Origin of the sequence: Duganella fentianensis (assembly GCF_964031615.1) — a bacterium.
GTDB lineage: Bacteria > Pseudomonadota > Gammaproteobacteria > Burkholderiales > Burkholderiaceae_D > Rugamonas > Rugamonas fentianensis_A.
Map to the genome: position 1 here is coordinate 359037 of NZ_CAXIQN010000020.1, position 13205 is coordinate 372241.

The window sequence follows — 13205 nt, forward strand, 5'->3', positions numbered from 1 at the left end:
ATGTTATCTTCCAACCTGAGAGATTATTGCCGTACAGATAGTGGCAATCCGTGGCGCGCGCCGCCTGCTCGACCGAATTTCGCCTGAATTAACCGAATATTGAAACTATGCTCAAAAAAATTATCGCTGTCTTACTGAGTTCCGTGACGGCCGCCGCGCTGGCAGTGCCGCTGGGCTCGCAATCCGTACTGGTGGTGGAAGATGACACCGGCAAGGTATTGCTGGAAAAGAATTCCACCGTACAAGTACCGATCGCCTCGCTGACCAAGCTGATGACGGCCATGGTGGTACTCGATTCGCGCGCCGATCTGGATGCACCGATCAGCATCGAAAAAACTGATGTGGACACCCTCAAGCACAGCACCTCGCGCGTACCGGTGGGTGCCGAACTGTCGCGTCGCGATGTGCTGCAACTGGCACTGATGTCGTCCGATAACCGCGCTGCCGCTTCGCTGGCCCGTACCTTCCCCGGTGGTCCGGAAGCCTTCAAGGCGGCCGTGAATGCCAAGATCCGTGCGCTGGGCATGAGCCAGACCGTGATCGAAGAACCGACCGGCCTGTCGCCCAACAACCGCTCCACCGCCACCGATCTGGTACGCATGGCCAGCGCCGCTTCGGCCTATCCGGAAATCCGCCGCATCACCACCGATACCAAGGACATCATCAATATCAAAGGCCGTCAGGTCGAGTACCACAACACCAATCGTCTGGTAGGTGCCAAGGGCTGGGATGTGGGCCTGTCCAAAACCGGCTACACGGAAGAAGCGGGCCGCTGCCTGATCATGCGCTTCAAGTCGGCCGGCAAGAACGCCACGCTGGTTCTGCTCAATGCCAAAGCCAATTCGGCCCGCATGATGGATGCACTCAACATCCGCCGCTTCATCGCCGGTCCCGATGCCGAACCTAAAGTGATGAAGGCCTCGGCCAAATCGCACCGCAAAGCCGCCAAGAACAGCAAGCAGCGCCGCCGCGCTGCCTGATTAATCCTGTAGCAGCGCGCGCAGTCCACTGGCGCGCTGGGTGCGCTGGGCGATGGCATCCAGCAGCACCTGCTGGTTAGGCGTCAGCAAAGTAAAGTATTCGCGCGCCCGCGTAATGCCGGTGTACACCAGTTCGCGCGCCAGCGTGCCATTGCTTTCACGTGGCAGCACCAGCACGGTGTGCTCGAATTCCGAGCCCTGCGATTTGTGTACCGTCATAGCGAATGCCGTTTCCACATTGCGCAGGCGGGTAGCCAGTACACTGCGTACCGTCTCGCCATCGGAGAAGTACACCCGCATGGCATCCCGCCGGGCCGGGTCGGGCAGCGTCAGGCCGATGTCGCCATTGAACACCCCCGTGGCATAGTCATTGCGTGTCACCATCACGGGACGTCCCGCATACCATTCACCGCTACGGCGCAGCAGGCCAGCGCTCTGCAGACGCGCTTCGATGGCGTCGTTCAAGCCATTGACACCCCATTCGCCATCGCGCACGGCGCACAGGATGCGGAAACGTTCAAACGCCACGATCAGGCTGCGCACCCACGCCAGATAGTCGGTGCCCTCGCCTTGCGGCGCACCGGCTTTGAGCAATTGCAGATAGCGGCTATAACCACCGGCCGCGCCATCACGACCGGCCAGCGCCAGTTGCAAAGCATCGGCCGGCACCGCCGGATCAGTCCATCCGAGGCGGCCTGCCGAAGGCTGGCGCAGCACTTGCACGGTGGCCGCAGCATCGCCGCGATTGACGGCCAGCGCCAGCGCACCGATAGGCCCGCCGAAACGCCGGCTTTCGCGCAGCATCACCGTCTGCTGGGCAATCGGGCCGGCATGTCCCGCATACGTAGCAGGAATGCTGATGCCACTGGCATCGAGCACGTAGTTGAGTGTCTCGGCATGGTAGCCGCCCGCTTCGGCATCGAAGCACAGGTCGCCCAGAACGGCCCCAGCTTCCACCGACGCTAGCTGGTCCTTGTCGCCCAGCAGTATCAGCGTGGCATGGGGCGGTAAGGCTGCCAGCAGCGCCGCCATCATCTCTAAATGAATCATCGAGGCTTCGTCAACGATCAGTACATCCACCTCCAGCTGGTTACCCGCGTGATGACGGAACGCGCGCGTATCGGGACGTGCGCCCAGCAGACTATGCAGGGTACGTGCCGCGCCCATGCGTCCCGCCAGTTCGCGCAGCGGCAGCGCTGCGCCGACCCGCTGATCGAGCTCCTCCAGCGCGCTATCGATCGCCTGTTTCAGCCGTGCCGCCGCCTTGCCGGTGGGTGCCGCCAGCGCTACCCGCAGGTTGTCGCGTCGGCTACCGGCAGTGGCAAACAACAGCGCCAGCAGACGCGCCACTGTGTAAGTCTTGCCCGTGCCGGGGCCACCCGTGATGATGCCCAGCTTGCCCCGTACGGCCACGGCACAGGCCATTTTCTGCCAGTCCGGCCCCGCCGCGCCTGCCGTTTCAGGGAACAGCAGATCAAGCCAGTGACGGATGCTGGCGATATCGGCGCCGGCATCGCCGGCCAGCACTTCACCCAGCGCGCGCTGGCGCACGGCCTGCGCCACCAGCTTTTCATCGCGCCAGTAACGGCGCAGATACAGGCGTTCGCCATCGAGCACCAGCGGCTGATCGAAATCCAGATCGCCCACTGCCCACACCTGTTCGCTGGCAGCGAGCAGCTTGCGCCACGCCGCCACGTCCTGCGGCCAGCCTGCCACGCTGTCGTGCAAGGCGCGCCACAACTCCGGCTGCCAGCCTAACTGGGTGCCCACGGCACCGGACAGGTCGGCCAGCTTCATGCAGCTATGGCCGCGCCCTTCCAGTTCGGCCAGCAGCACGCAGGCCGCCAGCAAAGGCGCGCCATCCTGCCCCAGCGTGCCGATAAAGCGGGCGAAAGCGCCGCTCAGGCGCCGCAGATGGCCCGCTTCGGTCAGCACATCGACCTGTACCAGCAGTGCTTCCGAACGATTACCCAGCATGCTGCACCTCGTTTTGTTCCTTGCTTGCCCCCTTGGTAGGCAGTTCCAGCAGTTGTTCCAGTCCGTCCAGCAGTGCGGGGTCGGGCGCAATCAGATAAGCGCCGCGCGTTTGCTCGTTGGCGATCCCGCGCAGGAACAGAAACAGCGCGCCGCCCAGATGGCGCGCCGCATCGTAGCGCGCTCCCAGCCGGCTGCGCAGCAGACGGTGCAAGGCCAGCATATAGATCGCACCCTGTATGTCGTAGCGGTGATCGGCAATGGCCGCCACCAGCGCCGGCGTGTGATAGGCCGCATCGTTGCCGCCCAGCGCATTCGATTTGTAGTCCAGCACCCAGTAACGTCCTTCATGTTCAAAGACCAGATCGGCAAAACCTTTCAGCATGCCGTGCAGTTCGCGCTCCGGCAGGGCCGGCCGGGCCACGCCACCCAGCAGATGCTGCACGCACAGCGCATCGAGTGCGCTGGTGTTGAGCCGTTCGCTGGGGAACCAGAACTCCATTTCCGGCAACGGCTGACGAATCGCCGTCAATGGCGCCTGCAAGTGTGGCAGCGGCGTGGTGACGATCTGGCGCAACCAGACTTCCGTGTCCTGCAGCCGGTTGCTCCAGCCGGCCCGCTCGACGCGTCGTGCCAGCCGGCTGGCAAAGCTATCCTGCGCCACTGTGGCAAAACCTTCTTTGCCCAGCCATTCCAGCTGCTCGTGCAGGAAATTGCCCGGCACGGACCCACGCGGGAAGCGATGCCATGCCACGTCTTCCACCTTCTGCATGGTGGCGCCCGTCGGCGCCGACACTTCGCCCTGCAGCAGATCTTCCTGCGCGCTATCGCGTGGCACGGGCAGCGCCTGCCCTATGCTGGCTGTGGGCCCGGTACGCCGCGCCAGTGAACTGAAACTGCCTACCGTCCAGTCACGCTCGAAGCACGCCGCATAAGCTTGCGGTTCCAGCAGCGCGGGGCGCTGTTCCACCCGCTGCAAACGCGTCACGGACGCCTCGCCCGCCGCCTCCAGTGTGCGCAGCACGATGCTGTCACAGCCCGCGATCGCATGCTGCCAGCGTTCCAGCATCAGCTCTGACGGCAGCGCTTCGCCACCCGTCAGCAGATAGCCGAGTGCCGATTCATGCAGTGTATTTTCGCCTTCCTTGCGCGCTGCCTGCGCCGTGACACCCAGCCATAGATAGTGACGGGCGCGCGTCAACGCCACGTACAGCAGACGCAGATCTTCCTGTAGGCGTGCCTGCTCCATCAGCGCCAGCGCTTCGTCAGTCAGCGCCATATCGATCTGGCGTGCGCCGTTGCCGTCGCTATATTCGAAGAAGCTGCGGTTACGCCGCTCCACTTTACGCGCCGTAACGGCAAACGGCAGATACACCAGCGGATATTCCAGCCCCTTGGATTTGTGCACGGTGATGACTTGCACCAGTTCCGCATCACTTTCCAGCCGCAGCACCCGCTCATCGCCGCCTGCCTCGCCACCTTCGATCTGCTCGGCCAGCCAGCGTATCAGCGCCTGTTCGCCATCGAGCTGGCGGCTGGCCGTCTGCAGCAGTTCGGCCAGATGCAGCAGATTGGTCAACCGGCGCTCGCCACCGGGCTGCTGGATCAGCGTCGCCGGCAGATTCAGATCATGGATGAAGCGGCGCAGCATGGCCAGCACGCCCTGCCGCTGCCAAACCGTGTGCCAGCCTTTCAGCTGTTCCACCCGGCTTTCCCACGCCAGTTCATCGGACGACAGGCGCGCCAATTCTGCCAGCGACAGGCCACAGGTGGCGGTCGCAAAAGCGGCACGCGCCAGTGCGCCATCAAGCGGCGTGGCCACGGCCGACAGCCAGCGCAGCACATCGGCCGCTTCTTCGCTATCCGTTACGGCATCCTTGTCGGACAGGTAGACGCTGGCCACGCCGCGCCGCTGCAATGCCGTACGGATGGCGCTCGCTTCGCGCCGGTCGCGCACCAGCACGGCGATATCGGCCGGCTGCAAACGGCGCATGCCGTGCGCGCCGACAAAACCCATAGCCGTATCGTTCAGCTGGCTGACGATCTGCTCGGCGCACTGCCACGCGAAGAACTCGCGATAGGCTTCGGCCTTGAGCGGCATGGCACTACAGGCCAGCACCATCGCCGGTAATTCGCCCGCCTGATTGGCTAACTGCTCATCACGTCCGCGCGCGCCCACGGCCTCGAACGGCAGCGGATTGTGCCGGTCAGCCGGATTGCGGAAGCGGAAGGCGCCGCGGGCAAAGCCACTACCACCAGCCAGCGTTTCCGCATGCAGGAATAGCCGGTTGACGGCGGCCACCACCGCCTCGGTAGAACGGTAGTTAGTGCCTAGCTGGTAATGCCGCCCTGCGGTCGCCTCCCGTGCAGCCAGATAGCTGTGGATGTCGGCACCACGGAAGCCGTAGATCGACTGCTTGGGGTCACCGATCAGGAACAGGCCGGTGGCCACATCATTGTCGGCCACGCGGTATAGCTGATTGAAAATCTGGTACTGGTTAGGCGCCGTATCCTGAAACTCGTCCACCAGTGCGACCGGATACTGGCTGATGATGCGCTGGCGCAGCGCGCTACCATTCGCGCCCTGCAGCGCGGCATTCAGCCGGTCCAGCATGTCGGCAAAGCCGAACTGGCGGTTACGCTGCTTGAGTTCCGCCATGCGTGCAGCGATCACGCCGACCGCATGTCGGTACAGCGCGAACGACAGCGGCTCGATCTGATCGAGCGCCTCTTTCAGCGGCGCGATGGCATCAAAGCTGTCCGGTACCTCGGCACTAAAGCCTTTGGCAAAAGCGTCGCGGATGCCGTCGGGAGTCAGGCGGCGCCAGGCCGTATCTTTCAGATCGGGATGGGTCGCATGGGGATCGGCCACCCATGCACGCAGGCGCTCGAACCAGCCGGCCACGCTTTCCGGCTTCATCTTTACGCCATTAAAGCACTTGGGCGCAAGCTCGCGCTGTTGATTGATCCATCGTTCCATGTCGGCGATACGCTCACTCCAGCCCTGTTTGAGCTGGCTCAGTATGGCCTGCTGCTGTTGCTGCAACTGCACGATCAGGGTGCCCAGCGCAGCGTCGGTGCAGCCGGTAGCACGGCTGGCGCCGATCAGATCGGCCCGCCGCGTCAGCTCGCGCAGGCTGCTCTTCAGCGCTCCCACATTCGGCCAGCACGCGAGCAGCGGCTGCAGGCAGGCTGCATTGAGCGGATAGACCTGCTGGCGCCAGTAGTCGTGCGCTGCATCTTCGTACAGGGTCTGCTCGTCGCTCAGTAATTCTTCGTCAAACAGGCTACCGCTATCGAAGGCATGCTCGCGCAGCATGCGCTGACACCATGCGTCGATGGTGAAGATGGCCGCTTCGTCCATGGTCTCTGCCGCCAGCATCAGGCGGTGCGCGGCCTGCTGCTGGGCGCTGCTGTCGGGATAGTCGAGCAGGATTTCGTCCAGATAGTCATCACGCTGGTCCCCTAGCGTGTGCGCCGCATGGGCGCGGAAATACGCCGCCGCTTCCACCAGCCGTTCGCGCACACGGTTGGACAATTCGCGCGTGGCCGCACGGGTAAACGTCATCACCAGTATTTCAGCCGGCAGCAAGGGGCGCTGGTAGCCATGTTCACCACCATGGCCCAGCACCAGCCGCACATACAATGCGGCGATGGTCCACGTCTTGCCGGTACCGGCGCTGGCTTCGATCAGGCGCGAACCGTGCAGCGGGAATACCAGTGCCCTGAGGGCGATTGCGCTGCTGCTCATACTGCACCTTCCTGATCCAGTGGATATATCGTCACTGCTGCACCCAGCCATGCCAGCAGCGGCCCGTACAGACGCTCGGCGATATCGGCATACGCGGGCTGCCGTTCCAGTTCGGCGTATTCGGGCCAGAGCCGCGCCAGACACAGATCGGCCACTTCGCCCGTCAGTTCGTAGCCGCCATCATAGACGGAACGGGCATCCTGCTGGTTCAGCAGCGCCAGCGCCGTCTTGCAGGCGGTGGGTAAAGGCTGGTTCATATTCTCGCGCCACAGGCCGGCCAGCTGTTCCAGCGCCGTCTGTGCAGCTTGCTTCAGCATGGGCGCCATCTGCACATGGGCATCGCGCGCAATCAGATGTGCCGTGACCGGGCTGCCGCTGGCGGCCAGTGCCAGCTGGCGCAGCCAGATTTCGATCAGCTTCTCGGCCCGCACTTCGCCCTGCTTGCCCATCACTTTGGACGAGATCTGCCCCAGCCACACCGTGCTATGACCATCGCTGCGCAACTGGTCTACCCAGTCTTCCAGCGGTGCCGCGGACAGTGCCAGCGTCACGGCCACCTTGGCGGCCGGATGCGGATAGCGTTGGCGCAGCTGCAGCCATGCGCTACGCACCGGCACCAGTCCGGCCACCAGCTGCTGCTGGTACTGCTGGCCGATCAGACCGATGGGCAAGCGCCCTTCGCGCGCCAGCCGTGCCGCGCGCAGGGTCAGCTGGTCGGCGACCTGCTCCGCTAATTCGTCCTCGCCTTCATCAGCCAGCAACTGGTCTTCCAGCTGATAGCGTTCCAGCCCGTCCAGCGCGAACGGTTCCTCATCCTCGCCCACTTGCGCAGCATCGCCGAACACCACACCCAGCCGCTGACGGAAGAAGTAGCGCGCCGGCTGGCGCATGAAGTTGACCAGATCGGCCAGTTTCAAACGATAGCTGGCATCGAGCTCGAACGCCGGCAGCGCCGTCGCGACTTCCGCCTGCTGTTGTTCGCCGTGTGCTACGCGCCATTCGCGCGCATAGGTGAGCAGGCCATCCTGCTCGAAGTAGCGCCGACTAAACGGCTGCAGCGCGTGCTCGGTGGTCAACTGATCCAGCTCGATATTCCAGCCCGCACGCAGATAGTCACACAACTGCGCCACCAGAACCGAAGGCGGCTGCGCCGAGTTATCGCGCACATTGCGCCCCACCCAGCTGATGTAGAGCTGATCGCGTGCGGCCAGCACGGCTTCCAGCATCAGGTAGCGGTCATCATCGCGCCGTGAACGGTCGCCGGGACGGGCCATGCCGGGCAGCGCCAGCAAGTCGAAATCGGCGCGTGGCGCACGACGGGGAAAATCGCCATCATTCATGCCCAGCAGGCAGACCACGCGGAACGGCACGGCGCGCATCGGCATCAGGGTACAGAAAGTCACGCCGCCGGAAACAAACTGGTGGTTCAGGGTCGGCTCGTCCAGCAATCCTAGCCACGCTTCGCGCAGCACGGCCAGCGGCACAGCTTCTACAAAGCCGGCGTTGTCGCAGGTTTCCAGCCAGCGCCCCAGCGCTTCATCCAGCTGCGCCAGCGTCAGACGGTCGCCCTCTTCGTCGGCGCTGAAGAATACGGCCAGCAGTGCGCGCGCCTGCACGCCCCACTCGGCCGGCGTGCGCTGTTGCGCCAGTACGCCGCGCCAGTGCAGCAGTGCCGATACCAGCTGTGCCAGCGAACCGGCCAGCGCAGCATCGAGCCCGCCCACTTCGCCATAAGGCTCGATGCCGCCAAAGGCCGCGCCCTCGCCACTAGCATAGCCGAGCAGCATGCGGCGCACGCCGAACAGCCAGGAATTCTGTTCGCCCACGGCGCCCAGCCCCAGCCCGCCGCGATGCTCGGGGTCCAGCCCCCAGCGCACGCCCACGCCCTCGATCCACAGGCCCAGCGTGGCCATATCCTCGCTATCGAGGCCGTAGCGGCGCGCCACCGCCGGCACATCGAGCAGATCGCGCACTTCGCTCTGGCGGCAGCGCTGCTGCGGCAACCGCAACAGCCATTCCAGCGCCACCAGCAGCGGATTGACGCTGCGGTCATTCACATCGCCGATCTCGAACGGGATATAGCGCGCATCGCTGCGCCGGTACTGGGCAAACACGGCATGGATGGCCGCCGTGAAGGTATCGATGTCGGGCACCATCACCACCACATCGCGCGGCCGCAGGCTGCTATCAGCTGCCAGCATGGCCAGCAACTGGTCGTGCAGCACTTCCACTTCGCGCTGCACGCTGTGAGCAATGTGGAATTGCAGCGAGCGGTCGCTGGCCGGTGGCGGCGTAAGCGGGTGTTCGGCCAGCGGCAGCAGATCGCGCACGGCTGCCTGAATCTGCTCCAGTAGCGTGTTACCGGCGCCATCGCTGAACAGATCGACCCGCAGCGGCTGGCCTTCGCCATCGTGCAGACTGGCGCTGGCGCTATCGAATTCGTCCAGCAGACGGATGAAATCACGTCCCTGCCGGCCCCAGCTGGCCAGCAGCGGGTGGCTGTGCGCATGCAGCTGCTCCAGCGGCAGTGCACCCAGATCCTGCCCATTGCGCGGCTGCTGGCGTTTATGCGCGGCGCGCAGCAGTTCGCGCCCTTCGATGATGTCGCCCCAGTAGAACTGGCAGGGGTTAGGCACGGCCAGCAGCACCTGCGTGTAGCCGGCCAGCGCGGCCAGTGCCTGCAGGGTCTGGAACGGCAGCGCCGAGACGCCGAAGATGACGATGCGGCGCGACAGATGGCCGCGCGGCGCTTCGCCGGCGGCAGCAGCGCGGACAAATTCCGTATGGATGGTGGCGCGTCCCAGTTCGCGCTGCGCCGGATCGACATCGGCTATCACGGCGCGCCACAACTGCGCCTGCCAGCACTGATCCGGCGCCAGCGCCTGTGCCGGCGCGGCCGCGCCAGCGCCAGCACCGGCACGACGCAACTGGTCGCGCCCGTGTGCCCAGTCATCTAGCCAGTCGGCACGATAAACCTGATACTGGTCATACAGGTCGGCCAGCCGCTCGGCCAGCTGCAGGCGGCGCTCCGGCGCACCGTCGGCCAGAAAATGGCGCAGCGGCGCGAACACGGGATCTTCCAGCAAGGTGGGCAGCAGACGCATCAAACGCCACGTTAGCGGCCCCTTGTCGAAGGCCGATATGGTAGGCACCTGCTCGTGTCCCAGCATGCCGCGGTAAGTCTCCCACAGGAAGCGTGCCGGCAGCGCCACGCGGGTGGCCGCACAGATGCCCAGTTCCTCGGCCAGTGCGATTTTCAGCCACTCCGCCACGCCGTTCGACTGCACCAGAAAAGTCTCCGCTTCCAGCGCCCCCAGCGGGTGCTGGCGCAACCACTGGAACACCGCACTGCGCAGCATTTCCAGCTGGTTGCCATGCAAAACTATCAGTCCGGGCGTTACGCTTGCGTCCATAGGGCTCATCGGGAAGAAGGAGCTGGTATTATCGCTCTAGCTCTCCATGTAGGCCAGCAGTTCCTGCGTCATTAGCGCTTCCAGTTGTGCCAGCATGGCATGCAGCTGCTGCACCAGCAGCGTGGCCGTGGCCAGCTCGCCCTCATGGCGCAGCTGTTCCAGCGCCAGACACAGGGCACCGAAGCGCATCGCCCCCACCGCCCGAGCCGAGGATTTGATGCGGTGCCCCAGTTCCGCCAGCTGGGCGTAATCCTGCTGCGCCAGCGCGGCATCGAGTTCGCCCAGGCCATCGCGCGCAGCGTCGAGGAACATCAGCGAAAATTTCTGCATCTTGTCGGCGCGGTGGCCGAAAGTCTGGGCCAGTACGGTCAGATCGAACATAGGCTGGGCCAGCACTTCATCATTTGCCACCGGCTGGGCCGGTGCCAGCGGGCTGGCCGGCAGCGCATAGTAGGAGGCCGCCAACGGCGCCTGTGCAGCGATAGCACGCTGGCGCATCCAGCGCGCCAGCGTATTGAACAGCAGCGTAGGCGCAACCGGTTTGGAGATGAACGCATCCATGCCGGCCACCAGACAGCGCTCCTGATCGGCCATGCCGGCATTGGCCGTCATGGCGATAATCAGGCTGCCGGCCAGTTTGGGATGGGCGCGGATCAGCCGCGTGGCTTCATAGCCATCCATCACCGGCATCTGCACATCCATCAGCACGCAATCGAAACGCTCCTTGAGCAGCAGGTCGATGGCTTCCTTGCCGTTATTCGCCACGCACACGGTGGCACCGGCTTCTTCCAGCAGTTCACGCCCTACCTGCTGGCTGAACACATTGTCCTCCACCAGCAGGACGGCGCTGCCCCGTATGCTGTCCAGCACTTCGGCCTGCAGCGTATCTCCGCTATGCTGCAGCAGGCTGCTGGCACAGGCCAGTTGTGCCGTGAACCAGAAAGTACTGCCGGCACCGGCGCGGCTATCCACCCCCACGCTGCCTCCCATCAGTTCCGCCAGCTGCTTGCTGATGACCAGGCCCAGCCCCGTACCACCGTAGCGCCGCGTGGTCGAGGTATCGGCCTGATGGAAGGACTGGAATAGCTGTTCCAGCTGCTGCGGCGTCATGCCTATGCCCTGATCGGCCACTTCGAAACGGACCTCCAGCATGCCTTCACACATGCCCTGCAGGCTGGCGCGGATCTGCACCGTGCCCTGCTCGGAAAACTTGATGGCATTGCTGGTGAAATTCAGCAGCACCTGTTCCAGCCGTAGCGGGTCGCCGCGCAACTGGCGCGGCATGCCGTCGGCCACGGCAATTTCCAGCTTGAGCCCGCGCGCTGCCGCGCTTTCGCCTAGCTGACTGACGACGTTATCGAGCAGCGCATCGAGCGCGAAGTCCAGCACTTCCAGCTCCATCTTGCCCGCTTCGATCTTGGAGAAATCCAGTATGTCGTTGATGATGCCCAGCAGGTGACGCCCCGAATGGAAGATCTTCTCCAGATAATCGCGCTGTTTCGGATCGCTGACAGATTTCAGCGCCAGATGGGCCATACCGATGATACTGTTCATCGGCGTGCGGATTTCATGGCTCATATTCGACAAAAATTCGCTCTTGGCCTGATTCGCCGTATCGGCCTTCTGCTTGAGTTCATGCAGTTGCGTCACATCGGTCGACAAACCGATCACCGCCGTTACGCTACGGTCTATCACCACGGGCGCCTTGATGGTCCAGCGGTAATGGGCGCCGCCATCGGCGTCCACCTGATGCACTTCGCCCGTGCGGGTATGGCGGTCGGCAAACACCTGCCGCTCCTGCTCCCACGCTTCGTCGGCCACGCCGGCCGGCATCAGTTCGCGGTCGGTCTTGCCTATCATCTGGTCGGCCGTCATGCCCATGGCACCGGCCATGCGTGCATTGACATAGATGAAGCGGCGCCGGGCATCTTTCATATATACATGGGCATCGACATTATCCAGCACGGTATCAAGCAGCAAACGCTGCTTGATGGCGCGCCGGCGCGAGGAATACAGCACCAGCACATAGCTATACAGCAGCGCACTGCCGGCAAAGCCAGTTACCCCCGCCACCCACGGCAAGGCGCGGTCGAACGGCGTCAGCAGCTGGTCTTTGCGCACGAAAAACTGCGCCTTCCACAGGCTGCCATGGAAGTCGATTGGTAGCACTGAGACAAAATAGTCTTCGCGCTGCGCCAGCAGATCACGCCGCGCCTGCAGACTGCCGTCGTCATTAAACAGCACATGATCGGCCAGTTCCAGCTCCAGCCGCCGCTGGTCCACCTCGCGGCTGGCATCGGCGTACAGCACCAGATGCAGCTGGCGCACCGCCATTTCATCGATGGCACCCTGCAGCAGGCGGGGAATGCTGAAACCCACGCCCACCGAACCCAGATAGGCAGCGCGGCGCTGCGCCACATCGGTCAGCGCCATGCCGGAGCGGTACACGGGCAGCCGTATGCCCATGCCGATATGGGGCAGCGGATGCTGCACCATTACCGGCTGACCGGAGGCCATCACCTGCCCGCTGTCGCGCGCCGCCATCAGCACCCGTGCCACGGCCGGATCGGCCATCACATCGACGCCCATTTTTTCCTGCAGAATCAGGGGCGGTTCCAGATAGGTCAGCGGCATGTACTGCGCGCGCTGGCCCGCTGGCCGGATCTCGAAGGCGGGATAAGCGCGCTCATCGAGGCTGGCATCGCTACGCACGGCCGCCACAAAACTGGCGCGCTGGCTATCACTCACCAGCGGCGCCCAGTTCAGGGTTTCGATAGCGGGAAAATGGCGCGCGATCGCCAGACTGTCCACGTACTGGTGGAACTGCAGGCGGCTGATCTGCGGCGCCGTCTGGAACAGCGCCACCAGCCCGCGCGTAATGTCGGAATACGATTTGATGCGGGCGGCAATGCTGTACTGGGTATTGCGCGCCAGATTATCGAAGCGCAGCGCTGCATTCGCATCGACCGTGCTGGCCGCCGAACCATACAGACCCGCCCCGATCAGACTGGCCAGTCCGACGCCGCCCAGCCAGATCAGCAGGCGCTGGCTGCGTGCTGCCGCACGCGCATTGGCATCCCTGAACAT

5 protein-coding genes are annotated in these 13205 nt (G+C 64.1%); 1 reads left to right on the forward strand and 4 read right to left on the reverse strand.

The annotated features are described in order from the left end of the window. The first annotated feature begins 107 nt into the window (after nucleotides 1-107). On the forward strand, nucleotides 108-980 hold the full coding sequence (locus tag ABNT42_RS16135) for a serine hydrolase (RefSeq protein WP_348698643.1): 873 nt from the start codon (nucleotides 108-110) through the stop codon (nucleotides 978-980). Here the strand turns inward: ABNT42_RS16135 and recD are convergent, their stop codons facing one another. The 4 genes from recD to ABNT42_RS16155 are packed head-to-tail and all read right to left on the reverse strand — an operon-like array spanning nucleotide 981 to nucleotide 13205. Then, on the reverse strand, nucleotides 981-2957 hold the full coding sequence (gene recD / locus ABNT42_RS16140; protein WP_348698644.1) for an exodeoxyribonuclease V subunit alpha: 1977 nt from the start codon (nucleotides 2955-2957) through the stop codon (nucleotides 981-983). After that, nucleotides 2947-6705, reverse strand: coding sequence for an exodeoxyribonuclease V subunit beta (recB, locus tag ABNT42_RS16145; protein WP_348698646.1), 3759 nt, complete (start codon nucleotides 6703-6705; stop codon nucleotides 2947-2949). Before recB ends, recD begins: the two co-directional genes overlap by 11 nt. Next, entirely contained in the window at nucleotides 6702-10118 is a 3417-nt protein-coding gene (gene recC / locus ABNT42_RS16150; protein ID WP_348698649.1) for an exodeoxyribonuclease V subunit gamma, read from the reverse strand. The genes recB and recC overlap by 4 nt, the downstream gene beginning before the upstream one ends. A gap of 36 nt (nucleotides 10119-10154) precedes the next feature. Then, on the reverse strand, nucleotides 10155-13205 hold the full coding sequence (locus ABNT42_RS16155) for a CHASE domain-containing protein (RefSeq protein WP_348698652.1): 3051 nt from the start codon (nucleotides 13203-13205) through the stop codon (nucleotides 10155-10157).

Excerpts from the sequence above, each read along its gene's own strand:
- ABNT42_RS16135 (WP_348698643.1), top strand. The coding sequence starts at position 108 with ATGCTCAAAAAAATTATCGCTGTCTTACTGAGTTCCGTGACGGCCGCC.
- recD (WP_348698644.1), bottom strand. The coding sequence starts at position 2,957 with ATGCTGGGTAATCGTTCGGAAGCACTGCTGGTACAGGTCGATGTGCTG.
- recB (WP_348698646.1), bottom strand. The coding sequence starts at position 6,705 with ATGAGCAGCAGCGCAATCGCCCTCAGGGCACTGGTATTCCCGCTGCAC.
- recC (WP_348698649.1), bottom strand. The coding sequence starts at position 10,118 with ATGGACGCAAGCGTAACGCCCGGACTGATAGTTTTGCATGGCAACCAG.
- ABNT42_RS16155 (WP_348698652.1), bottom strand. The coding sequence starts at position 13,205 with ATGTTCAGGGATGCCAATGCGCGTGCGGCAGCACGCAGCCAGCGCCTG.